Below are 24993 nucleotides of genomic sequence, written 5' to 3'. Positions count from 1 at the left end.
CGCAGACCCCAAGGAAACCGACCCATGAGGATGGCAAAAACGCCTGATGCCGCCCGCACACTGCGAGCGCTCTCCGGCGGCGTGCTGCTCGCCGCTGCTTTCGCCCTGTCCGGTTGCGCCTCTGGCCCCACCGCGAAGCCGGGCGATCCGCTGGAACCGATGAACCGCGAGATCTTCAAGTTCAACGACGCCGCCGATAAATACGTCGCCCGCCCGATTGCAACCGGCTACGTGAAAGTCACGCCGGCGCCGCTGCGCACGGCAATCAGCAGCTTCTTTTCGAATATCGGCGACATTGGCAACTTCGCGAACAACCTGCTGCAGCTGAAGATCACCGATGCGACCGAAGACCTGATGCGCATCGCGATCAACTCCACGCTCGGTATTGGCGGCTTGTTCGACTGGGCGTCAGCCGCCGGGTTGCCGAAGCACGATCAGGATTTCGGGCTGACGCTGGGGCATTACGGCGTGCCGTCGGGACCGTATCTGGTGTTGCCGCTGCTCGGCCCGAGTTCGGCGCGCGATGCAACGAACTGGATTGCGAGTATTCCGCTCAATCCGGGTACTTACTTGAGTACGGAAGCGGATGTGTCGTTGTTCGTCATGCGCTTTGTCAGCGCGCGGGCCGATTTGCTGGGCGCAACGGACATCCTGTCGCAAGCCGCGCTGGATAAATATGCATTCGTGCGCGATGCCTACACGCAGCGCCGGCAGTATCAGCTCACAGGCGCGGCGGGCGCGGCGCTGCCGGATTACGGTGATGACAGCGGTGCAGCCGCAACGCCTGCGGAAGGCGCGAGTGCGACGGCGGCGCCGGCGAAACCGGGCACGGGCGGGAGCAGCAGCTCGCAAGGCTTGCCTAACTACGCTGATCCGGGCGCGGCCCAGCCGGCGTCGGCGCCGGCTGGGAAGTAAATGAGTCCTGGCTCGCGATACGGCCGCCGTATCGCGAGTGCTTCAGCTTTATAAGGACCGCTCGGCCTTGCGTTGTTTCCATCGGCTAACCAGGGTCGAACGGCCCTCTTTCATGTCTTCCACGCGTTGCGGCATCCCAAGCTGGGCGCGCAGCATCCCGCGATCCAGTTCCTTCTCCCACGAAGCCACGACGATCGTCGCCACGCCGTTCCCCACAATGTTCGTCAGCGCCCGGCATTCCGACATGAAGCGGTCGATGCCGAGGATCAGCACCATCGCGGTCACGGGCACGGTCGGTACGACCGACAGGCTGGCGGCGAGCGTGATGAATCCCGCGCCGGTCACGCCCGTGGATCCCTTCGACGTCAGCATGGTCACCGCAAGCAGCGTCACCTCCTGCATCGCGGTCATGTGGGTGTTCGTAGCCTGCGCGAGAAACAGCACGGCGAGCGTCATGTAGATGTTGGTGCCGTCGAGGTTGAAGGAGTAGCCCGTCGGCACGACCAAGCCCACGATCCCGCGCGAACATCCGAGGCGCTCGAGCTTCTCCATCAACTGCGGCAAGGCGGCTTCCGATGTCGATGTGCCCAGCACGATCAGCAACTCGTCCTTGATAAACGCAAGGAAGCGAAAAATGCTGAAACCGCAGGCCTTCGTCACCAAACCCAGTCCGAAGATCACGAACAAAAACGCGGTGAGATAGAACGTGCCGATGAGCTTCATCATCGGAAGCAGGGATTCAATGCCGTATTTGCCGATGGTGAACGCCATCGCGCCGAACGCCCCGATTGGCGCGAGACTCGTGATCACGTGGACGATCCTGAAGAACGCCTTCGATAGCGCCTCGATCAAACCAATCACCGACTTCGCCGGTTCGCCCATCACGGCGAGCGCGGAGCCGAACAGCATCGCGATCAGCAGCACCGGCAGGATGTCGCCTTGGATGAACGCGCCCACGAAGGTGTCGGGGATGATGTGCATGAAGAACCCGGCCAGCCCTTCGCCATGAGTGGCTTGTGCGGCATAACCGGAGACCGCGCTGGCATCGAGCGTGGAGGGGTCGACGTTGAACCCCTTGCCGGGTTGGAGCAGATGCGCCGCCAACAAGCCGATGGCGAGCGCAACCGTCGAGACTATTTCGAAATACAGCAGCGCCTTGCCGCCAACGCGCCCAACCTTGCGCATGTCGTGCATGCTCGCAATCCCCGTCACGACCGTGCAGAAAATCACCGGGCTGATGATCATGCGAACGAGTTTGATAAAGGCATCGCCGAGGGGTTTCATTGCGATGCCATCGACTGGGAGGAAATGGCCTAGCAGCACGCCCGCGAAGATTGCGGCGATCACCTGCACGTACAGAATCCGGTAGAACGGCTTGCGTTTCATGTCTCCTCCTTTTTTGGGCAAAAGCGTGTCCTCGCTGCTTTGGCTTACGCCAAAGCAGTCGGGTTGCACGGTGTTCCGATGTGCGGCCGCAGCCGCGCGGGTTACATCACAGCGGCCCAGGGATGGCGCTCGAAGTGGCGCTTTTCAAAGGCTTCTATGTCGGCGAGATTGGTCAGCGTCAGGTCGATCGTGTCCATGCCTTCGATCACCATGCGCTTGTGCCTTGCACCCAATGGGAACTTGAAAACCCGAGCGCTGGATGTTGACGTAACCGTCTGCGCTTCCAGGTCGATAAGGATCTTCGATGCCGGATCATCCGTCGATCCGCGCAGCAATATGTCCACTGCTTCTCGATCGAGTTGCACCAGCAGCAGGCGATTATTCATCGCGTTGGAATAGAAGATTTCGGCAAAGCTGGGTGCGATCACGGCGTCGAAACCGTATTGCTGAAGTCCCCACACCGCATGTTCCCGGCTCGATCCACAACCGAAATTTGCCCCGCCGATCAGGACGCGCGCGCCGTTATATGCGGGTTGGTTGAGTACGCAATCTGCGAGCGGTGTGCCGTGTTCATCGAAACGCAGATCGTAGAGCAAGCCTTTGCTCAATCCCGCTTTATCGATGATGCGAAGAAACTGCTTCGGCATGATCTGATCGGTGTCGAGGTTTTCTATCGGCAACGGAATCGCGCTGCCTTCGATCTTGGTCAACTTATTTGCCACATCAGTCATGGTGATTCTCCAGCGAACGGACATCGGTGATCTTGCCGGTCAGCGCGGCGGCGGCGGCCATCGCGGGACTCATCAGGTGCGTGCGGCCGCCGCGTCCTTGCCGGCCTTCGAAGTTGCGATTCGTCGTCGATGCACAGCGTTCGCCCGCTTGGAGGAAATCGTCGTTCATCGCGAGGCACATTGAACATCCCGGCTCGCGCCATTCGAAGCCGGCTGTTTTTAGAATCTCCGCGATGCCCTCCGCTTCAGCCTGCCGACGCACCGAGCCCGAGCCCGGCACGACCATCGCGCGTACGCCTTGGGCGACTTTGCGCCCGCGCACGATCGACGCGACGATGCGCAAATCCTCGATCCGTCCATTCGTGCATGAGCCGATGAACACGCGGTCGATCGGCGTTCCCGCTATCGGCTGATTCGATTCGAGACCGATGTAGTCGAGCGCGCGACGCAATGCTGCGGCGGCTTCGGGCGTGGCTTGTTGGGCGGCGTCGGGCACGAGGGCGTCGACGCGCATCGCCTGGTCAGGGCTCGTACCCCACGTGACGAAGGGCGCGATGTCGCGGGCATCGAAGGTGAATTCGGCGTCGAAGGTGGCATCGGCGTCGGATTTCAAATCGCTCCAGTCGGCGAGCGCTGCGTTCCACGCGGCTTCATCTAGCGATGTTGCATGTGCGCGAACGTAGTCGAACGTGGTTTTATCCGGCGCGATCAACGCCGCCCGCGCGCCGGCTTCCACGGTCATGTTGCACAAGGTCATGCGCGCTTCCGCCGAGAGCGACGCGATGGTCGTACCCGTGAATTCCACCGCATATCCCCGCGCCCCTTGAGCGCCGATACGGCTGATGATCCAGATGATCACGTCCTTCGATGCCGTGCCATACGGCAACGCACCATCGATGGTGATACGCATGGTCTGCGCCACGCGATACACCAGCGTCTGCGTCGCGAGAACGTGCTCAACCTCCGACGTACCGATACCAAACCCGAGCGCGCCCAACGCGCCGTAGGTGGTCGTGTGACTATCGCCGCAGAGCACGGCCATGCCTGGGCGGATCAATCCCAGTTCCGGCGCGATGATGTGTTCGATACCCTGCAACGGATCATTCGCCGCGTACAGGCGAATGCCCGCGTTATTGCAGTTGCGTGCGAGGTTTTCGGCTTGCAGCAAAGAGGCGGCATCGCGAATCACACGGGGCGATTCGGCGTGCGTCGGAATGATGTGGCTCACTACGGCGAGTTGTTGCTTTGGACAACGTACTGGTCTGCCTTTTTCAGCGAGACCGCTGAACGCTTGCGGGCTCGTGTACTCGTTCATCAGATGCAGATCGACGTAGAGCAACACGTTTTGATCATCGATACGCATGACCGTATGCGAGTCGACGAGTTTTTTATAGAAAGTATTGTGGTTCAACATGATGCTCAGCCTCGAAGAAACGGCAGCACACGCTCGAGCAGCAACTCGGGCGCTTCTTCCGGAATGTAGTGGCCGCATGGCAGCGAGTGGCCGCTGACGTTATCGGAGAAATGCTTCCATTCGGCGATGGGATCGAAGCACTTCTCGATCACGCCTTCCGCGCCCCATAGCGCGAGAAAATCGCAGGTTATTTTCTGGCCCTTCGCCAGCGAATCGCGGTCGTGTTCCAGGTCGATCGTGACGCTCGCGCGATAGTCCTCGCAGATGCCATGAGCGGTGTCCGGCTGTTGCATGCAACGCAGATATTCCGCGTAGGCCTCGGGCGTGAACGGCTTCAAACCCGCACTGCGCGCGCCGATCGTCTGCTTCAGATACAGATCGGCGTCCGCGTGAATCAGCGTCTCGGGGAACGGCGCGGGACGGACCAGGAAAAACCAGTGCCAATACGCGCGGGCGAATTCGAACGAAGTTTTCTCGTACATCACGAGCGTCGGCGCTACGTCGAGCGTGATCAGTTTCTTGACCACATCAGGATGATCCAGCGCCATTCGCGCCGCTACCCGGCCGCCGCGATCGTGCGCGAGTACAGCAAACGATTCGTGACCCAGCGTGCGCATCAGGTCGACCTGATCCTGTGCCATCCGGCGCTTCGAATAATTGCTGTGATCGGGGAGGCCTTCCGGTTTGTCGCTGTCGCCGTAACCGCGCAGATCCGCTGCCACGACGGTGAAGTGTTTCGTCAGCTCGGGCGCGACCTTGTGCCAGATCGCGTGCGTTTGCGGATGGCCATGCAGCAGCAATAAAGCGGGGCCGTTGCCGCCTTGTATCGCCTTGATCCTGACGCCATCGACGGTTGCCGATACGTCCTTGAAGTCATCGAACATGATTGTCTCCAGCAGTTTTATGAAGTTTAATTGATGCATTTCCCGATACAGTTTCTATTCAGGCAATCCAGACTTAACTTTCAGGAATGAATCGATGGACGGTTTTTCGGACCTTAATTTGTTCACGCTGGTCGCGCGGCATCGCAATCTGGCGGCGGCTGCGCGCGATCTTGGCGTGACGCCACCTTCCATCAGCAAGCGCCTTGCGCAACTTGAGCGGCGGCTAGGCGTGCGGCTTTTGAACCGCACCACGCGGCGCGTAAGCCTCACGCCCGAGGGCGAGCTGTATCTGGCGAACGGTTCGCGCATCCTTGATGAACTCGCCGAACTCGAACAACTCGTCACTAAAAGCCGGGCGGAGCCGACGGGTTTGCTGCGCGTGAATGCATCGTTTGGATTTGGGCGCAGCCGGATTGCGCCGGCGGTGTCGAGGTTTATCGAGCGATATCCGGCGATCAAGATTCAGCTGCATCTGTCGGACCGGCCGGTGAATTTGCAGGAAGAAGGGTTCGACCTGGGTATCCGTTTCGGCGATGTCCCCGACGCACGCATCAACGCGCGTTTGCTGGTGAGGAACCGGCGGATTGTGTGTGCATCGCCGGGATATGTGGAGGAACACGGGCAGCCGGTCACGCCGCACGACCTGACGCGGCACGCGTGCCTCGTGCTGCGCGAGAACGAATCAGCGTATGGGGCTTGGCATTTCACGCGGGGTAAAAAGGTGGAGACCGTCAAGGTCGATGGTCCGCTCAGCAGCAATGACGGCACCGCGGTGCTGCAATGGGCGCTGGATGGACGCGGCATTGCCGTGCGCTCACAATGGGAGACGGAGGCACTGGTGCGCGACGGTAAGCTGGTCGTACTGCTGAACGACTGGGCGCTGCCGAATGCTGACATCCACGCGATCTATCTGGAGCGGCATCAGTTGTCCGCGAAGCTTCGGACGTTCGTGGAGTTCCTGGGGGAAGAGTTACGCGCTGGGGCTGGCCAGACAAGCGCTGCGCAATATTGATAAGCGAGAGGCACGCTTTGTGGCTCAGCCGTCTTTCATCGCGGCCATTGTTTTATTGGCTTCGGTTGCCGACTCGGTATAAAAAACCAACGTTTTATTAAGCGGATTAATATGACTATTTGTATCGCTAATGAGCAAATGCCCATAATGAACGCGCCCGCTTTTCAACGGGCGTGTTTTATCGATACCTATACGGTTTGTTTCAAAGCGGCGTGGCTTTGACTTTCGGTTTGGAAGGCCGGATTTATGCGGCCTGATCGAAAGAGTGCTGCATTACTCGCTGTTGCGGCGCATGCCGACGTTCGTCTATTTCCGCCATGCCATACGCAAGGGCAAACTTACGGGCATCGACAGGGCACGGGAAATGGCCCAGCACGCCAGTTGCGCGCTGCACACCATCAACCTCCCTGACGATCAGCATGGCTGCGTACAAGCCATCGTCGTACGCGGCCAGCGGAATCAAGACGACATTCTCGTAAGCGATCTCAGCGTATTGCATGACTGATTCCCCCCAAGTTGACGACTTCACTACTTCTCTCAGCGCACCAATTGGTCTGGCACGACATTGTGTTTAGGCATTATCAATAAACAGAAAACAAGAATCAACTGGATTTTTTATGTTGAGGGTTTATACGTGGAATTACCGGCTTCTTTGTGGTGAGTACTTCATTTATTTTGCGGATGCAGCATTGCGTGAACGCACGCTTATACAGACAGAGTATGTCAATTTGATGAGAAACGTGGGACAACGCATGGATGCACTGTTCTTGTGCGGTTAATGCTTCTGTTGGCGAAGGGGTGATTGCGGGGTTGAATGTTTTTGCGGTTGAAGCCGGCGGTGGGTTCGGAGTCCCTTCAGCTTGACTATGTCTCGCTGCCAGGCCGGGTGATTTCGGTGGTTAGGGTCGCTTCGATGAGATTCTGTAGTGCCTTTTTACCTTTGCGTATTCTGACACTTAGGTTTGCCTGGCGAATGTGACGACGTTTTGGGGTGCTTTGATCTAGATGCCGGGCACGTGGTATGCGCGCAATCCTTACACCGACAGCAATGTCCTAATGATCTATGGGGGAGCTTGTGAAACTCGATCCGACTGCATGGTTTCCGTTAAGCGATTACGCGCCGGCGCGCGACGGATGGTACGAGGTGCAACTCGCGAGCGGCGAAACGGCTTTCGCGAAGTTTGGTACGGACGGATGGACCGAAAAACCGATGCTCGTCTTCACTCACTGGCGGGGCCTGTCCGGCGATCCTAGCAAGGTTGAGGGGGCGGAGAGTATTGAGGCTGAGGCGACTGCGGCGGAGGGGGTTAGAGCGGTTTGGGATACGTTCTTTCCTGGGTCAGGAGCGGAGCAGCATAAGCCGTTGGACGCGGGGCATGGGAAGGGAGGTTGAGGGGTCGCGCTTGTTGCGGTGAGTTCGCGAGCGCGCGGCTTCCTGGTTTAGGTTGTGCGCGCGCAGATGGGCTTTTCAGCGTTGCCAGTTAGTGGAAGATCAAAGATTGCCCGCGTGAGACTTCAGTTCCTGGACGATGAAGCTTGACGCGATCTGGTTGTAACCAACGCCGGTACCCGCTAAAAGCGTAATCGGCACGCTCTGTCCGGCAATGGCATAGGTGGCGGCGTACACACCAGTGTTCAGTTGTGCATAAGCAGATACCGGCGCGATTTCGCTCATGCCAGTCAGATAAGAGACATCCCCTAACGCGGCGACCGTTCCGCCAAACTGCTGTTGCAATTGCCCAAGCGTTTGTGAACTGGCGACCGCCCCGCTTTGCACGACGAGGACCGGCGCGTTCGCGGTGATTTGCGTTGAATAGCGAATCGATCCGCTCGGCATTGCCGCCGTGTCTGCGGCAAGCACATGGGCGACGCCGCCATCCGCATCAGTTACGACGCCTGAGATCGATTGCCCGGAGACATCCGATGGCATCAGCGTTGCCCGAAAGACATCTGCGGAGCCACCAAGACCGAACGTGAAGCCGGTCGAATCTTGACCGAACATCTGGATGTCGTTGCCAAGTCCGAGCGTGCTGAAATCGCCGGCCGCCGTGACGATCGTCTGGCGGGCAAGCGCCCCACTGTATTGTCCGATGACCGCGCTGGTTTGCTCGTTGAACACGGTGCTGCTTGCGGTCGATATCGATAGTTGCTCGCTTGCGACGCCCGTGTATTGGGAGAACGTGTTCTTGCTGCTGACGAAGCTGACATAACCCGTCCCGCCTGATTGCAGGAATATCGACGAGATGAATGCCGACGCCGAACTTGGTATAGACCCGCCTGTAGCGCCGCTGGCGCCGGTTCCGGACGCATTGTCGACGTTACTGTTGTTGCCGGTGTCGCCACCGCCTCCGCATCCCGCGAGTGCGCTTAGCGATATCGCGACAAATAACCCGGAGAGGCGCACAGCAAAATAGCCTGACGATGTTTTTCGTGATGTCATGGTTGTTCAGTATTGGTAGATGACCTGGATGCCAGCCGTGGTGCGAGCGGTTGGATAATTCGATGGCTTGTACACCGGCGTTCCCACGAAGAAGTCGTAGCTGACGGCACCGGCAACGCCGGCCTTGCCGCCTCGAATGCCAAGCACCGCTCCAGCGAGTTGCTTGCCAAGCAGCGCGGCGACGCTGGGCCCGTACACGTGGCCGTAATCAAGGCCCACATAGACCACCTGACCGCTATTGCCCACCGGCACTTCAAGATCGTTGCGCCAGTAGAAGCCCTTCTCCGCGCTCAGGAGATATTCGCCATCGAATCCACGCACGCTATAGAAGCTGCCGATGGAGATATCGTCGATATAAAACAAGCGTTGGTTCGTGAACTGCCCGCGGAAAGTGCTCGCGTATCGAAACGGAACGTCGCCGAGTTTGAACGGTACGGACAACGACGCATCGAGCGTCGCCATTTTGTAGAGATACGTTTGCGCAAGCTTATGCTCGCTGTACGGATCGTGGAGATCACCTTGCGCGCCAAACCAGGGCACACCTTGCTTATAGGCGAACGTCGCGTCGAGCGTGGCGCTACCCGCATGCTGGCGTCGCGTCAGGCCGACCTCGACGAACGTGTTATCGCGATGTTGCGCATTGATCTCTGTATCTTCGATGAAGCTACGGCCATAGCGACGGGAGAGCTGCACCTCGATGCCCGTCTTGCTGGTTTGATCGCGATACAACAACCGATCGATACGCAGGTTCAGTGACTTCGTATCGCCTTGAGAAATGAACGTCTGATTCGCGCCCGCGATGTGCTGAAAATAGCTGCTTTTGTTGCCGGAGAGCGAAAAATTCCAGTTCCCCCAAGGCACCGAGTAATACGCGTTCAACCCATGTGTGCCGTATTTTTTGTCGGTGAAATAGAGGTCGTTCGATACGCCAAGACTGAGAAGATCGTTAAGACCGAGCGGGTTGTCCAGGCCGAACGTGGTGGTCCCCTGAAACTTGCCGGTCTCACGGGTTCCGGAGTTATCTATTCCTAACACAAGCTTCCATGGCTTCGAGCGCTGTACTGCGATAACGATGTCGCTCGTGCCTGCTTCGGCCGCCGGCTCTATCTTCATGTCCGCTTCCTGACTCGCGACACGTTTCATCTGCTCCAGTCCCTGTTCGATATCACGAAGGTTCAGCAAATCGCCTGGACGGTTTGGGAACGCGGATCGCCACGTCCCGCGGATGGCGGGATCTGCAAAGCGGATAGCGTGGATGGTTCCCGGCAACAGTTCGAAGCGCAATGCGCCTTTCGATAAGTCCTGGTCAGACAGCAAGACACGAGTCGTGACGAAGCCGCGCGCAAGGATCTGCGCGAGCACGCCCTTGCGCAGGAGTTCGATTCCGCGTTGACCAACACACTGGCCCGCGTAACTATTTAGCCATTCGCGCGCGAAGGAAAACGCGTCGTGTAGCGAGGCGGGATCGTTGAACGATTGGATGCGATCGGGAAGCGTCGCAGGGATGTCGAGGGTTATGGTGTCAAGTTTGAAACAAGGCACTTCCGACGGCAGGACAGCGGGGATCGGCTCGCTGCTTACCGGAAGCCGGACGTCCGGCGCCTGCCACTGGCGGTCCCGCTCCTGCGCTCGCTCGCGTTCTTGCTGCAGTTGATTTTGCAGTGCTGACGTGCGCGCGGCTGCGGCTGCGTTTGGATCGGGTTGCGTTTGGGCGAGCGCAATCAGAGGCGTCGCCAGCAGGGCGATCGTGATCGGGCGATATACATGTCGCGACATTGTTAGGGACTGTGCTTTTGTGTTTATAGTTTTGGCGCGATGTGACCGGCGATCCATATCCATTGCGAACCGTCCCAATGCCAATAACCGCCAACCCATGCGACGCCTGGCAAGTTAGGCGACATTTCCGGGATGGGGGCGGGCTTTGGGGGTGCGTTTGGGGGAGCGGATTCGCATGCGGAGAATAGTGTCAGGATGATGGCGACTAAGATGTTTTTGTGGAGACGAAGTGTAAAAATATGTATTCCTAATTCATTAATACGCGCTCGGAAAAAAGAACGGAAGCGGCGCTCACGAAGTAGCAGATTTAGGTCCGCATTTTTTCGGTGCGTCTCTTGTTCGAAAAGTGCGAGTTTGCCAGAAGGTGCACTTCGTCCATCTCAATATGTTTGAGCTTCCAGGCAATATTGCGCGCTGAGTTACCCGCCCCATCAGCCACTGCCCAGGCAACGACCTATCCCGCGTATCCGGCTTATGGGCCGATGGCTCGAGCAAGCTGGCTTCAAACCCGATAGCCGCGTCTGCGTTCACGTTGAAGACGGCAGGCTGATCATCACCCCAGCGCGAACCAGGCTACACAAACAACGAACCCGGCTAAGGCCGGGTTCGTTGTTTAGGCAAAGATGTTTTTGAGTACCACGTACACAATAAAACTCATTATCGCGATGAATGCGCACCACCCGACGATTTTCTGTGTCCGCGTTTTAGGTGCCGATCCAGGTATGCCAACCATAGTTACCATCCAATCCCAGTTTTACCCTGATCGCGGGCGAACCCGCCACCAACGCCGCCGATATTGGTGTTCTTACCGGCACTAACACCGCCACCAACTCCCATGATTGTCGCTGTTCCATTACCTGGCGAATACATCATCCCTCCACCAAGCACGCCGTAAGCACCTGTCATACCGCCGGCATATCCTCCAGCGAAGTCGTTCGTCTGTCCCGGTCGAACACTTGTTTGATTAAGCCACCCAGCAGTGATACTGGCCGAGGCCTGAACCGGATTGGGAAGCGCCATGTTTACTCCTGTACCGAAGAACGAATTTCCATCCCGCGTGAACGTTCCCCACGCACTACCCACAAAGTAATCAACCTGGAAGTTCACGAAGTCCGGCGCTCTCACTAACCCCGGATTGGAACCTGTCGTCGTAGCTTGATACGCCAAGCCGCTACCCTGCGCACCATTCACAATATACGACTGCAAATCAGGATCACCCGGCCCAAGGCTCTGAGCCCAAACTTGCTGTCCAGCCTTGTTCACGCCATAGGACTGCCATTGCGTACCGTCCTGCGGCTGCGCTCCGGTCGCCACCCGCACGCCTCCCGATTCCGTTTGACCATCCACCGTCAGGTTCATTTGCGCCATTTGATCTTTGATCTGCTCCGGCGTGTATTTGCCTCCGCTCTCATCGGCCAGCTTCTTCGCTAACGTCTGTTCCTTGGCCTTGCTGTCCTCATGAAGTTGCCGGTTGTAGATTTCGTTATTGGACGCCGAGCCCGCCCCAGCAAGCGCTCCTTGCGAACCACCCGCCAGTGATCCTGCCGCCGCTCCGCCCGCCGTCGCCACTACAACATTCAACGCATTCCTCGCCGCTTCCTGCGACCCCGGCGGCAATCCACTCACCGCCTGATCGATGATCGGTTTAGCCAGCGCCGTCAGCGCATCGCTCGTCAGCGACCCGCCAACCGCGCCCGCAATGTTCCCACCCGAGATCGCAGCACCAATCGCCGCGACCGCCGCGTGCATCACGTCTCGTCCCGGCTTCCCCTCGCCGAACACTTCCGGATTGCTTTTCGCGAGCTGTCCCGCCGCTTCAGCCATCGCATATGTCGCCGTCTTACCAAACGCTTGAGCGAACGCCAGATCGTTTTGCGTCTCCCGAAGGTTGAACGTGTTCTGTACCGTCTGGTTCGCGTTCGTCGTGTCACGTGAGAGGCCCGCCGTGCTATCTATGCCCGTGGCTTCATCCGCGTTCACCGTAATCGTGGCGGGACTGATTGCCGCATACGTCGTGCCGTTGGCGTTATCGCTCGTTTGCGCGAACTGTGGGCAGCCAATCGCAGGCCCACTGCCCAGCGTCACACCCGTGGTCGATCCCGATGACTCAGACGAATTGGCAATGTCGCTGTAACTGAAGCTGCCGGTTGTAAACGTGTTCTTGTCCGCGCTCGCCGAGCTCGCAATCTGCGCCCCGTTCAACTGCGTATGCCCAGCAACATTCACATCAAACCCGCCCTCACCCGCAACGATCCCCGTCTGCTGACCCACCGCATCGAAGTTACTATCGATCTTCGTACGGCTCGCCGATGCACTACCCGAAAAGCCGCCCGCGCCGAACGTATAGCTCAACCCGCCACTCACACTGCTTTGCCTCTCGGCGTAGTTGGACGTGTCCTTTTCACTGGTCATCGTCAGGTCACGACCCACATCGACACTCACCGCATTACCCGAGACCTGTGCGCCATCAAGCGTCGTATCGCGTCCAGAGTGGATCGTGAGCGCATTGCCTGCCGCCACCGTCGTGTTCTCCTGCGTCACGCTCTCGCCGTTGCCGTGACCGCTTGCGGCAAAACCGTTGGCGAATACGCTGATCCCCGCGCCCCCCTTGGAACTCACCCCAATCCCCACCCCGGCATTCCGCATGAACCACGCTACACAAACAACGAACCCGGCTGCGGCCAGGTTCGTTGTTATTGCCCTTCGTTGTTAGTAGAGCCTTCTTCCTGCTCCTCTCGCTTTAACGCCCGCAACTCCTTGATGAGCTGGTAGGTGATCCCCACGAACAGCGTGACATAGAGCGGCATTCCAGCAAGTGCCGGTTTCCAACCTGAACCGTGTTTGATCGAAATGACGAGGGCTAATGCAATGATCCCCACGGCGGCTGAGTAGGCGACGATAGCGCGTTTTATGATTTTCTTAAGCGCCCGACCTTGCTTGTTCATAGCTGTGTTCATTTCCCTCCCTGAGTAACTGCATTTTGCACAGGACCGGCGGCACCTTGGATTACGTTATTAAGGAAGTTACCGGCTGCACCGGGGAACATCGCCTTTACCAAGCTTCCCAACGACGAAGCCCCAGCCCCAAAGCCCCCCGATATGTCTGGACTATCCTGATGAGTTATCGATGCCGCCCCGAATGCACCAGTCCCCACTACAACGGCGTTAAATCCATTGGCTGCAATTTTCCCGGCAGATCCCATCTGCGCTATCGCTGTGTCCGCGATTGCAAACGGATAGGTCACCCCGGCTACAACACCCGTGATGTACGATTTTGTGAAGTTGGGCGCGTCTTTCGATAGCCCAGTCCCATAGCTATAAGCGTCGCCCGCGTAATCGAACAATCCAGCCAACCCTGCTGCTGCCAGCGCTTCAGGCCCCAGCAACGCCACCCCAGCCGCAGATGCGACATAGGGAGCCCCGGTCTGCATGTTCGCTGACGCCGCATCCGCATTCGCGCCCTGCGCCTGAATGGCAGCTTGCAGCACCGCGTCACTGCACTGCGCTCCAACACCACACGTTTGCGACACCAGATCCTTCGTTTTCCCGTCCACCTTCGACGGCGAATCATCGTGAGACTGCTTGTTGTAGATTTCATTATTGGCCGCCGAGCCCATCCCGGCGAGCGCCCCTTGTCCACCCGCCAGTGATCCGGCCGCCGCTCCACCTGCTGTCGCCACGATCACATTCAATGCATTCCGCGCAGCTTGCTGCGACTCTGGCGGCAATCCACTGACCGCCTGGTCGATGATCGGTTTGGCCAGCGCCGTGAGCGCATCGCCCGACACCGATCCGCCAACTGCTCCTGCAATATTGCCCCCCGAGATTGCCGCACCGATCGCCGCGACCGCCGCGTGCATCACATCACGTCCTGGCTTCCCCTCGCCGAACACCTCCGGATTGCTTTTCGCGAGAGATCCTGCCGCTTCAGCCATTGCATATGTCGCCGTCTTACCAAACGCTTGAGCGAACGCCAGATCGTTTTGCGTCTCCCGAAGGTTGAACGTGTTCTGTACCGTCTGGTTCGCGTTCGTCGTGTCGCGCGATAGCCCCGCCGTGCTATCGGTCCCGCTCGCTTCATCCGCTCTTACCGTGATGGTCGCAGGACTGATCGCCGCATACGTCGTGCCGTTGGCGTTATCGCTCGTTTGCGCCGCTTGTGGTCCGCCCACCGTTCCCGAATTCAGCGTCACACCCGTGGTCGATCCCGACGACTCAAACGAGTTGGCAATGTCACTGTAACTGAAGCTGCCGGTTGCAAACGTGTTCTTGTCCGCGCTCGCCGAACTCGCAATCTGCGCCCCGTTCAACTGCGTATGCCCGGCGACATTCACATCAAACCCGCCCTCACCCGCAACGATCCCCGTCTGCTGACCCACCGCATCGAAGTTACTATCGATCTTCGTACGGCTCGCCGATGCACTACCCGAAAAGCCGCCCGCGCCGAACGTATAGCTCAACCCGCCACTCACACTGCTTTGCCTCTCGGCGTAGTTGGACGTGTCCTTTTCACTGGTCATCGTCAGGTCCCGACCCACATCGACACTCACCGCATTACCCGAGACCTGTGCGCCATCAAGCGTCGTATCGCGTCCTGAGTGGATCGTGAGCGCATTGCCTGCCGCCACCGTCGTGTTCTGTTGCGTCACGCTCTCACCGTTGCCATGACCGCTCGCGGCAAAACCGTTGGCGAACACGCTGATCCCCGCCCCGCCCTTGGAACTCACCCCAATCCCCACCCCGGCATTCCACCCGTTCGAGCCGTTCGTGCTCGAATCCTGCTGCGTGCTTTGCGCGCTCTTCATCGTCACATCATTATTCGCCCACAGATCCACGTTCTTGCCCATCACGTTCGCACCGGTCATCGTGATATCGCCTGTTCCCGCCGCGCCGTTTTCTCCGGTGGCCACAATATTCACATTGTTATTGCCAACAATCGACGACCCGCGTGCCTGCGATATCGACGTGCTCGACGCCTGATTGCTCTGTCTCGATCCAATGCTCAATTGCAATTGAACACCCGATGCGTTGGCAATATTCCCCCCGCTCGCCAGCGCGTCCGCCGTACCCGCGATCTGACCACGGTTCTGATACGCCGCCTCGGCCGCTGCAAGACCCTGCACCGCAGCGAGCCGCGAATCGCCCGACTGCGCGCCGGACTTCACATCTGCCACCATCGTCTGCGCCGTATCGAGCACTCCGCCGCCAATCCCCACCGTCAGCCCCGACTGCTTCGACCTTTGCGTCTGCGTATCCTGGTACGTGTCGTACGCAGCATTCACCGTGACGTTCTGACCTTTGATCGCCACATCCTGACCCGCCACCACCTGACTGCCCGTGAGCGTCACGTCATGACCTGCAGCAATCGATACGTCCCCTGACGATGCCCCGATCGTGCTGCCGTGGTTCGTCACGCTCGATGACTGATCCGTCTGCGCCAGCGACCGGCTGCCAATCGTCACGCCCAGGCCACCGCTACCCATCAACCCCGACTTACTCGATTGATACGCACTGCTCTGCGTATCCGTGCTTTGCGACGTGGTGATATTCACATCGTGACCTGCCTGCAGCGCCACGGCGTCAGTACCGACCACCGCGCTTCCGCGAACGTTGATATCATGCCCCGCGCCAACTGCAACCGAATCGCCCGACACGAGCGAGCCCGTCGCGTTGTCCCCGGTAAACGTTCGCTGCGTATCCGTTGTTGACCGCGACAACAAGCTCTTCGATGACGAATGCGACGTATCACTAAAGCTCGTTTTGTCATGCGCTTCGATCACGTTCACATCGCCCGTAGCTCCCATGACCACCTGACTGTTTCCACCGCCATTCGTCCCGGCAACAATCGACGAACCCTGAAGCGTCAGGTCTTTCGCCGGCGCCGATCCGCCCACCGGCAACACGAGATTGCCGTTCGCATCCGACTGCGCCCCGGCCAAGACCGTGACATTGCCACCGGCAGACAGCGAACTGGCCGCATTCGTCTCGGCGCTGGAATGCACCGTCTCCGAGGAGCGGCGAGATTCGGAGTGCCCATCGTTCATGGTCGTGTTCGTCGCGCTCACTATGCTCACGTTCCCCGCACCCGCGACCACCATGCTCCCCGCGGCGCCCAACTGACTGCCGGCTACATTGATATCGCCGCCGCTGACAACGCCAAGATTTCCACCGGCCGATATCGTGCTTCCGGCTGCCTGTGTCGAGACGGTGTGCTCAGTGTTTTTACCCGCTTGCGTTGCGATGTCCGAGCCCGTCTGCACAACCTCGATGTTCACCGCATGTCCCGCCGACATCCCGATGCCCGCACCTGCCGTGATCTGCGCACCTTGAACCGCGATGTCGTTACCGGCGCTCATCAACGTGGCTCCGCTCGACTGAATCTGCGCTACCTGCCCAATCGATGTGTGGGACGAAACGCCGCTCGGCGATGCCGACCACTCGGTGTCCGTCACGGATCGATTGACGATGTCATGCCCCGCCTGCATCCCGACGTTACCGCCCGAGATCAAGCCACCGATGTTCTGGATATCGTTGTTTGCAATCAGAACCGTGTTCTGTGCGCTGCTGATCGCGCCACCATTGTTCGTAATGTTGACGCCGCTGATGCCAACCGAATTGCCCGCGATCAACGCGCCGGTCGGCGAGAGCGTGGCGTCATCGGTCCTGGCGAGATAAACCTGCGGCACGAGAACGGTTTGCCGGGTGCCATCGGGCATGGTCACGGTCTGGTTGACGAGCCATACGATGTCCTCGGTCAACGCCGCCATCTGCGCATCCGTGAGCGCTACGCCCGGCTGCAGGCTGAACTGCTTTTGCACTGCCACACCGCTTAGCATCAGTTGCTGATACTGCTGCTCGGCACTGGTGTCGCCGGGCAGATACTTGCGCCCTGTCAGGCTCGTTACCTGATTCTGAACCAGTTGCGTCTCATAGAACCCATCGCCCAGGCGCTTTTGCGTCTGCTCGGGATTGATGCCGAGCAGGTTGAGCATGTAGTCGCTGGAAATGAATGTGCCGTAGCTCGTGAAACGCGGGTCGGTTTGCACCAGGTAGCTCTGGCCCGGCGTATCGCTGACCTTATATAAGCCACTCGTCGGCAATACCGGACTCAGCAGGGCGGCACGCGCGCCATCGACGTTTCTTACCGCACCCGATACCGCTGCGGCAACGGTCGCGCTGCCCGTTGCATTGATCGTGCCCGTGTTGGTCGTCACAGCACCTTGGGCACCATTGGCCGCGCTACCGGTGGCACCCGCTGTGCCTGTCCCTCCCATCGAGCCGCTTGCACCCGCGGCACCGGCCGACCCCACCGAACCCGACGTGCCTGCCGTGGTGATCATGTCGCCCGTGCCTACCGCGCCTGCGAGTGTCACATTGCCCAGGCCCAATGCCTGCGCACTGGCGCCAGCAACACCGCCCGCCGCCGATACACTCGTGTTCGTGATGTCGCCACCGTTGATCGACACGGTCTGATTGCTCGTGATCGTGCCGCCGGCAATGCCGGTGTTTTGCGTGATGGACGGATTGGTCCACGTGACCCACTGCACGGGCGCAGCCGGATCGGACGCCCATGGACTGCTATAGCCCGAGCGATTCGAAAATGAATACGTCGTGCCTAACTGCGTGCTGATGTTGTTGATCGCCGCGTTGCTGCTGCCGTTCGTGCCGTTCACGACCTGCTGCTGGTTGACGTTCAGGTCCCCGCCTGCAGCCACCGTACCGTTGTCGTTATTGAACTGGCTGCCAATGACCAGGTTCATCGCAGAGCCGGAAGTCATCAGCGCAGGCGCACCGCTCGCAGCGGACAACGTGGTCTCCGCGACGGTCTGCGTCGCTTGCCGCTCGACTTCCGTTGGATACGAACCCGGACCGCTGCCCGCGCGGCGCTGCTCGGTCAACTTACTGATCTGAGTCGTCGGATCCGTATAACCCGGATACGTTTCAAGCCTCACGCAGGACGTCGTGCAGTCTCCGTATTGATTCGAATAGGAGATGGTACCGAGCTGGTTGGAGACCGTATCAAGGCTGTGACCCGGAAACGCGTTGCCGCCGCCAGTCTGGTCCGGGTTCGATTGGCCTGTGGTCTGACTGTAGACGTACAAGACGACCTGTCCTGCGGACACATCCACCCGCGACTGCTGACCATATTCGATGTTCCCGCCGCCATTGGGCTGACCGTAAGTCAGACCACTCTGCTGCCACTGAAACACCGACGCGTTCGCCGGCAAGTTGACGACCACACGCTGGACGATATAACCATCGGGCGTCACAACCGGTGTTGAAGACACGATATCCGACGGATTCACGTAATACGCGGTTTGAATAATCGTGTTCGCATCCTGGAACGGGGCAGTGTTGCCAGGCTGGCCTGGGTGCCACCACGGCAGCTCGTTCATCACATACGTTTGGGAGCTTGTCGTGGTCGTCGTCTGGATATTCTGGCGGACGTTATTGATCTGATTCGCAGCGGCATTCAGATTGGCGCCGGCTTCAATCGTCGATGACAAATTATTGATGGTCCCGGTCTGATTGATCAGGGTGCCGTTCGCATCGGCGCCACTATTCGCTGCCATGTTGACGTCGCCGAGACTGTAGATCGTGGCGCCGTTTTGATTGTTGATCGTGCCCGGCACCCACAGGTTGACCTTCTCAGTGCCCGCGATGATCGCGGCAGCTCCATCATTTGTCAGCGTGTTCGCATTCGCGGTAATCGTGCCGCCGATGATCGTGGCCGTGTTCTCGAGCGTATTGCTGATCGTCGTGACGGTATTGCCCTCAATCCGCCCAGCGTTGTTGATATCACCCGCGCCATTGCCGGCGATCAGCACCGTTTGGCCCGTCGTGGAATCGCCTGCCGTTCCCGACACAATGTCCGCACCAGCCGTGTTCACGATATTCGCCGCATTCACGGTCACGCCACCCGCTGCGGACAACGTCTGCTCGTTCGTGAACGTGCCGGTTGTGGACAACGTGAGGTCGTGGTTCGCCGTGATCAGGTTGTCGGCGTTGTAGGTGTAGTCGCCTTGCAGCGAGACGGTTGCGTCATGACCGCCGATGATCTTTCCGTTGCCAGTGAGCGTGTTGGCGGTTATCGCCAGATCACCACCGCTTCCCACCGAGCCGCCGCCGTTCTCCAGCGTGCCGGTGGAGATCGTGACGGTTCCGGTGCCACCCAATGGATTCGCAATTTGCCCGTTGGTGTTGTTCACGTTAGCCGTCGTCAATGCAACGTTGCCGCCGCTTACCGTTCCGCCGACGTTAGAAAACACCGCGCTCGGCTCATTGAGTGTCAATGTGCCGCCAGAAACCAACTGCCCACCGTCGTTGACCACGCTGCCCGGCACGGTCAGCGTCAACGCCCCGCCTGCCGCCGTCTGGGCGCCTTGCGTGTTGCTGAAATTAGCTCCCGCGATGGCGACGTCACCGTTTCCACCTATCACGGCCGCAGAGCCGGTGTTCGTGATCGCGCCCGTCGCATTCACGCTGGTCTGATCCGTGCCCGCATTGGTCAGGATACCGTTGGTGTTATCGATCGAACTGCCGGCAAGCGTCAGCGCACTGGTCACCCCGAGGCTTTCGATCTTGCCAGCAACATTCGATACCGCACCCGCTGCCGAAACGGAGAGATCGCCTTGGGTTGCAATCGTGCCGCCGTCGTTAGTCAATGACGATTGCGAGGCCACGCCAAGGTTGCCAAGGGCGGCTATCGTGCCGGACGTGTTGTCGATTGACGCCGCGTTCACCGATACGTCCGCAGCACCACCAATCGTGCCGGCACGGTTCGATAACGCTGCCGCAGTGGTGACAGCGACCGCTCCGCCGCCGAGTCCATGGACGGTGCCGCTATCGTTATCGATCGATTGCGCGCTCACCGTTGCAGCGCCCGTTATCGCCTCGATTGTTCCGCCTGTGTTAGCGACTGCGCCCTGGCCGGCAGACACCACGACCGACGATCCGCCGATGTATCCGCCCACGCCACCAAGCGCACCGTTGTCGACACCGTTCTGCCCCGTCACCGCTTGCGCGCCAAGCGCCGATATCTGGCCGCCGCGGTTCGACACGGCGTTCGCGTTGACTGTCGACGAGCCGTTGGTGCCGAGCCAACCGCTGTCGTTATCGAATGTTCCGGTTGCTACGTTGAGACCGCCCGATCCCGAGTGCGTGATCGATCCGTTCGCGTTGATCAGCGTCTGCGGCGTCATCGAGAAATCTGTCGTGGCGATTTGTATCGAGCCCGCAGTGTTGTCCAGCGTGTTCGCGACATCAAGCGTGGCAGTGCCGCCGGATGCGGTCTGCGCGATCTTGCCACCGGCGTTAGTGAGGTTATTCGCGTGAAGGCTCGTCGATGCGGCGTTGACCCAGCCATCGCTGTTATCGAGTTCGTCGGCGGTGATCGTCACCGCGCCATCAGCTGTGGATGTTCCCGATTGAATGGTGCCGCCCGCGTTTGTCAATTGCGTGCCGGCCTGCACCGTCAGCGCCGCCACTGAAGCGAGCGTGCCATCGTTGTTGTTTACTGCCGTACCGGCCACATCAAGCGTGCGCTGAGCGCTGATCGTCCCGCTGTTGGCAATAGTGCTTGCACTTAGCGAAGCAGCACCGTTGCCGGAGATCGATCCGGCGTTGGAGAGAGCGCCGGTTTTAATATCGAGAGTTCCGGTACCCGCGTGTGCGATGGTCCCTTGAGCGCCGTTAGTCAGCGAGCCGGACGAGATCGTGAAATCTTGCCCGTTGGTTTGGAGCGTTCCCGATGAGTTGTCCAGCGAGCCCGCGACCGAAACGGTGGTGTTACCCGTCCCGCTTTGACTCACGACCCCTGCGTTATTGATGAGATCACGCGCTTGAACCTGAACCGACTGGCCCGATGCTGTGCCACCCGAATTATCGAACGTGTTGGCTACGGCGATGTCCAGACCCGTTGCAGCGCTTAGCGTTCCGTTATTCGTGAGCGACCCGGCCGTGATCAATGCAGCACCGTTGCTGCCGATCACCCCGCGCGAACCATCGGCTGCGGCGGCATTGCTCAACTGCCCAGCGACGTTAAGCGTCATCGCGCCCGTGCCAAGCGAAACAATGCGACCCTGGGAGTTATCCAGCGATCCAGCGGACGCCCCGAGTGGACCGCCCGCATCGATTTCCCCGCCGACGTTCGACACCGCGCCCGGTGTTGAAATGGAGAGCCCGCCCTGACTGATGATCGCGCCGCGATCGTTAGTCAGCGAAGACTGCGACGCAACGTTTAACTGCCCGAGGGCCGTTATCGTGCCGGCTGTGTTGTCGATCTGGGCGCCGTTTACTGTTGCGCCGCCGTTACCGCCCACGATGCCACTTCGATTCGAAACCGCACCGCTAGTGGTCACGGTGACAGCGCCCTTGCCCAGCGCGTGAACGGTGCCGCTATCGTTGTTGAGCGCTTGCGCGTTGAGCGTTGCCGGACCCGTCGCTGCTTCGATCATTCCACCCGTGTTCGTCACGCGCCCCTGCTGCGAAGACACGCTAACGCTTGCACCACCGATGTAACCACCAGCGCCCGCTAACCAGCTGTTATCGACGCCCGTCTTCCCCGCAACCGATTGCGCGCCCACGGCCGAAATCCGACCACCGCGGTTCGACACCGATGATGCGCTGATCGTCGATGCGCCGTTCGTGCCGAGCATGCCCCCATCGTTGTCCAGCGTGCCGGTCTGCAGGTCAAGTGAGCCGCTACCGGCGTGCGCGATGGTCCCGTGAACATTGGTCAGCGTCTGCGGTGTCAGCGTGAGATCGGCCGCTGCGACCTGTATGAAGCCGGAGCTGTTATCCAGCTTGTTCGACACATCCAGCGTGGCTGTGCCATCTGTCGCCGACTGCGTGATCGTGCCGCCGAGGTTCGTCAGATTGACCGCTTGAATGCTCGTGGAACCGGCATTGATTACGCCCTGACTGTTATCCAGGTTGCCGGCCGTGATCGCTACCGTGGCGGGGGCAGACGAAGTCCCTGTACGTATCGTGCCGAGCGCGTTGGTGAGTTGATTTCCGCTCTTCAACGTCAATCCGTCAGCGGATGCAAGCGAACCACCATTGTTATTTATCGATACCGCTGACACGCCGAGTGTTCGTTGAGCGCTCACGGTGCCGCTATTGGCAAGCGTCGCCGCATTCACCACGGCATCGCCGTTGGTCGAGATAGCCCCCGCGTTAGACAGCGCGCCGGTTTGGATATTGAGCGCACCGGTTCCGCTATGCGCGATCAACCCTTGAGTGCCGTTAGTCAGGATCCCGGACGAGATCGTCAGATCATGTCCATTGGTTTCGAGCGTACCGCCCGAGTTGTTCAGCGAGCCTGCGACTGAAACCGTGGTGTTATTCGTGCCGCTTTGACTGATGACCCCGGCTTTATTGACGAGATCATGTGCCTGAACCTGAACGGTCTGTCCGGACGCGATGCCCTTGGAGTTATCGAACGTATTAACGACGTCGATACCCAGGGTGGTTGCCGCGCTGAGCGTTCCGCTATTCGTCAACGACCCTGCCGCAATAGCGGTCGCTCTATTGCTGCCGATCAGGCCACTCGATCCGTCGGCGGCCGGCGCGTTGATCAACTGTCCGCTGACGTTCACCGTCAAGCCATCGGTGCCCAGCGCTGCGATGCGGCCCTGCGAGTTATCCAGCGATGCAGCGGATACGCTAAGTGCGCCACCTGCATCGACGCTTCCACTGACGTTCGAAACCGCACCTGTGGAAGCGACCGTGGCGGCGTTCACGGCAGAGAGTGCGCCGCCTTGATTGTTGATACCCGATGCCTGCACTAACAACGCGCCATTCGACGCGACCACGCCACTTTGATTGTTCAACGCAGCGGTCGTCACGGTCAGCTTGCCTGAGCCCGCGAGCTGCACCTTGCCGCCAGCGTTTGCTATAGAGCCTGCGTGCAGCGAGAGATCGGCGGCATTCGTGGTCAAGGCCCCGCCCGAGTTGTCGAACTCGCCCGTGATCTGGATTGACGTGTCAGCGGTGCCGGTCTGGTTGATCAGGCCGCCTCGGTTAGTGAGGCCCGCTGCGTTGATGTTGATCTGGGCCGCATTGATTTGCGCGAGTGCGTTGGCGCTTTCGGCGTCGTTGCGAACCGTGCCTGCAGGCGCATTGATGTCGATTCTCTGACCGGCGTTCGTGTTGGCGCCCGTCAGATTTGCGTCGCCGTTCTGAGCCAGCAGCGACAGGTTGCCGTTCGCGGTGGTCGTCGACCCGGAGAGATCGAGCGATGCACCCTGCAGCGTCGCGTTGCCGCCCGCGATGTTGCGGCCGTTCGCGGCAAGCGTATTGCTCGCGACAACGATCAAGTCGCCGGACTGGCCCACGTTACCCACTGCATCCACACCGGCCGCCAGGTTGCCTGTGGATGAGACGTTCCGGCCGTTGACCACGACCTGGGCCTGTCCCGCGATCGTGCCGTCGTTCGACACGTCGCCCGGTGAGTTGACGGTCGCCGACTGGAGTCCATAGATCGAGCCGCTGTTCTCTACGCCGCCCGCCGCCGACAGATTCAGATTGCCCGATGCGTTCGTATTACCCGTGACGACGAGCTTGCCTTGGCTTGAGAGCGTCAGGTCACCCGACTGCGCGGCGATGGTGCCCGCATCATTGACACCGACGCCACGCTCGGTCCCGACCAGCCAGATATGCTGAGCGTACATGCCGCCTAGTTGGCTCACATCGACGCTGACCGAGGGAGCCGTCCCGGTGCCCGCAATAGGCGTTGCTGTCAGCGTCGAATGGTCGACCTGATTGGCGCCGGTGATCACGTTCAATGAGTTCGCGTACACGCCGGCGTTCACCGACACTGCACGCGCGATCAGATCGACCTGATCCAGATTCGATGCGTTCAAACCGGCGCCGGTGAGTGAGACAGTGCCGCTCGTGACGCGGAACGCATCGAGACTGCCGCTGGGTCCGATAACAGGTAGGCCGGTTGTGAGAATGCCTCGGCTCGTATTGATGAAGCCACATCCCGAGCATGTGATGCCCGCGGAGTTTGCGATCACGACTTCGGCCTTGCGGCCGGTGACTTCGATGGGTCCGGCAAGCATGGACGGGAGATTGCCCGTGACCTGATTCAGGATGATTTTTGCAGGCGATGTGAGGTTTGCGTTGCCAGGTATCCAGCCGGCGAGTTGGCTTTGGACGGAGGTTGGGGAGTTGTTTAACACCGCGCCGGGGCGGCCGACGGAGAACTGTTCGTACTGGTTGTTCGATACACCCGCGGCCGATGGGCGCGAGATTTGGACGAGTGGAATGCCAGAGGGTATGGTCGCGACGGTTGGTTTTTGCGCTCCAGCATTCGGGCTCGGAACAATCTGTGCGGCGACCCATACGGGCGTTAAGCCGAAGACGCAGAGAGCGCCGAATGCTGCGACCCTGAGTTGCCACACGAGGGGCAACGGGCGGGAAGATGTATCG

At 59.7% G+C, this 24993-nt stretch carries 14 protein-coding genes; 4 read left to right on the top strand and 10 right to left on the bottom strand.

Annotated features, from left to right (window positions below; genetic code table 11):
• Positions 1-30 precede the first annotated feature (30 nt).
• Positions 31-915 (top strand): MlaA family lipoprotein, encoded by an 885-nt coding sequence (locus tag ACSOSP_RS35885; RefSeq protein WP_455315431.1) that lies wholly within the window; start codon positions 31-33, stop codon positions 913-915.
• Between the two features lie 48 nt (positions 916-963).
• Here ACSOSP_RS35885 and ACSOSP_RS35880 read toward each other — a convergent pair whose 3' ends face one another.
• The 4 genes from ACSOSP_RS35880 to ACSOSP_RS35865 form a co-directional block, all read right to left on the bottom strand.
• On the bottom strand, positions 964-2301 hold the full coding sequence (locus ACSOSP_RS35880) for a dicarboxylate/amino acid:cation symporter (protein WP_455313778.1): 1338 nt from the start codon (positions 2299-2301) through the stop codon (positions 964-966).
• A gap of 101 nt (positions 2302-2402) precedes the next feature.
• Positions 2403-3032, bottom strand: a complete 630-nt coding sequence (gene leuD / locus ACSOSP_RS35875) for a 3-isopropylmalate dehydratase small subunit (RefSeq protein WP_455313777.1) — start codon at positions 3030-3032, stop codon at positions 2403-2405.
• Positions 3025-4446 (bottom strand): 3-isopropylmalate dehydratase large subunit, encoded by a 1422-nt coding sequence (leuC, locus tag ACSOSP_RS35870; protein ID WP_455313776.1) that lies wholly within the window; start codon positions 4444-4446, stop codon positions 3025-3027. The genes leuD and leuC overlap by 8 nt, the downstream gene beginning before the upstream one ends.
• Before the next feature lie 5 nt (positions 4447-4451).
• Positions 4452-5330 (bottom strand): alpha/beta fold hydrolase, encoded by an 879-nt coding sequence (locus tag ACSOSP_RS35865; protein WP_455313775.1) that lies wholly within the window; start codon positions 5328-5330, stop codon positions 4452-4454.
• Positions 5331-5424: 94 nt separating this feature from the next.
• On the opposite strand from ACSOSP_RS35865, the gene ACSOSP_RS35860 reads away from it, so the two are divergent.
• Complete coding sequence (locus ACSOSP_RS35860) at positions 5425-6342, top strand: LysR family transcriptional regulator (protein WP_455313774.1); 918 nt, start codon at positions 5425-5427, stop codon at positions 6340-6342.
• A gap of 244 nt (positions 6343-6586) precedes the next feature.
• On the opposite strand, the gene ACSOSP_RS35855 is transcribed toward ACSOSP_RS35860, so the two are convergent.
• Complete coding sequence (locus ACSOSP_RS35855) at positions 6587-6841, bottom strand: hypothetical protein (RefSeq protein WP_455313773.1); 255 nt, start codon at positions 6839-6841, stop codon at positions 6587-6589.
• A 564-nt stretch (positions 6842-7405) separates the two neighbouring features.
• Between ACSOSP_RS35855 and ACSOSP_RS35850 the strand changes: the two genes are divergently transcribed.
• Positions 7406-7735 (top strand): hypothetical protein, encoded by a 330-nt coding sequence (locus tag ACSOSP_RS35850; RefSeq protein WP_455313772.1) that lies wholly within the window; start codon positions 7406-7408, stop codon positions 7733-7735.
• A gap of 99 nt (positions 7736-7834) precedes the next feature.
• On the opposite strand, the gene ACSOSP_RS35845 is transcribed toward ACSOSP_RS35850, so the two are convergent.
• Together ACSOSP_RS35845 and ACSOSP_RS35840 are read right to left on the bottom strand one after the other, a co-directional pair.
• Entirely contained in the window at positions 7835-8782 is a 948-nt protein-coding gene (locus ACSOSP_RS35845; protein WP_455313771.1) for a hypothetical protein, read from the bottom strand.
• Between the two features lie 6 nt (positions 8783-8788).
• Entirely contained in the window at positions 8789-10558 is a 1770-nt protein-coding gene (locus tag ACSOSP_RS35840) for a ShlB/FhaC/HecB family hemolysin secretion/activation protein (protein ID WP_455313770.1), read from the bottom strand.
• A gap of 414 nt (positions 10559-10972) precedes the next feature.
• Here ACSOSP_RS35840 and ACSOSP_RS35835 point away from each other — a divergent pair, with 414 nt between their 5' ends.
• Positions 10973-11191, top strand: coding sequence for a SymE family type I addiction module toxin (locus ACSOSP_RS35835; RefSeq protein ID WP_455315430.1), 219 nt, complete (start codon positions 10973-10975; stop codon positions 11189-11191).
• Positions 11192-11293: 102 nt separating this feature from the next.
• Here ACSOSP_RS35835 and ACSOSP_RS35830 read toward each other — a convergent pair whose 3' ends face one another.
• The 3 genes from ACSOSP_RS35830 to ACSOSP_RS35820 form a co-directional block, all read right to left on the bottom strand.
• Entirely contained in the window at positions 11294-13177 is a 1884-nt protein-coding gene (locus ACSOSP_RS35830) for a hemagglutinin repeat-containing protein (protein WP_455313769.1), read from the bottom strand.
• A 74-nt stretch (positions 13178-13251) separates the two neighbouring features.
• Positions 13252-13503, bottom strand: coding sequence for a hypothetical protein (locus tag ACSOSP_RS35825; protein WP_455313768.1), 252 nt, complete (start codon positions 13501-13503; stop codon positions 13252-13254).
• Positions 13504-13511: 8 nt separating this feature from the next.
• On the bottom strand, positions 13512-24965 hold the full coding sequence (locus ACSOSP_RS35820; RefSeq protein ID WP_455315429.1) for a hemagglutinin repeat-containing protein: 11454 nt from the start codon (positions 24963-24965) through the stop codon (positions 13512-13514).
• Positions 24966-24993 lie beyond the last annotated feature (28 nt).

The sequence above is a fragment of the Caballeronia sp. KNU42 genome (assembly GCF_053760385.1).
The sequence above is the reverse complement of the archived record's forward strand: the minus strand, read 5'-3'. Positions and strand labels throughout refer to the sequence as shown.

Excerpts from the sequence above, each read along its gene's own strand:
- ACSOSP_RS35885 (WP_455315431.1), top strand. The coding sequence starts at position 31 with ATGGCAAAAACGCCTGATGCCGCCCGCACACTGCGAGCGCTCTCCGGC.
- ACSOSP_RS35880 (WP_455313778.1), bottom strand. The coding sequence starts at position 2,301 with ATGAAACGCAAGCCGTTCTACCGGATTCTGTACGTGCAGGTGATCGCC.
- leuD (WP_455313777.1), bottom strand. The coding sequence starts at position 3,032 with ATGACTGATGTGGCAAATAAGTTGACCAAGATCGAAGGCAGCGCGATT.
- leuC (WP_455313776.1), bottom strand. The coding sequence starts at position 4,446 with ATGTTGAACCACAATACTTTCTATAAAAAACTCGTCGACTCGCATACG.
- ACSOSP_RS35865 (WP_455313775.1), bottom strand. The coding sequence starts at position 5,330 with ATGTTCGATGACTTCAAGGACGTATCGGCAACCGTCGATGGCGTCAGG.
- ACSOSP_RS35860 (WP_455313774.1), top strand. The coding sequence starts at position 5,425 with ATGGACGGTTTTTCGGACCTTAATTTGTTCACGCTGGTCGCGCGGCAT.
- ACSOSP_RS35855 (WP_455313773.1), bottom strand. The coding sequence starts at position 6,841 with ATGCAATACGCTGAGATCGCTTACGAGAATGTCGTCTTGATTCCGCTG.
- ACSOSP_RS35850 (WP_455313772.1), top strand. The coding sequence starts at position 7,406 with ATGGGGGAGCTTGTGAAACTCGATCCGACTGCATGGTTTCCGTTAAGC.
- ACSOSP_RS35845 (WP_455313771.1), bottom strand. The coding sequence starts at position 8,782 with ATGACATCACGAAAAACATCGTCAGGCTATTTTGCTGTGCGCCTCTCC.
- ACSOSP_RS35840 (WP_455313770.1), bottom strand. The coding sequence starts at position 10,558 with ATGTCGCGACATGTATATCGCCCGATCACGATCGCCCTGCTGGCGACG.
- ACSOSP_RS35825 (WP_455313768.1), bottom strand. The coding sequence starts at position 13,503 with ATGAACAAGCAAGGTCGGGCGCTTAAGAAAATCATAAAACGCGCTATC.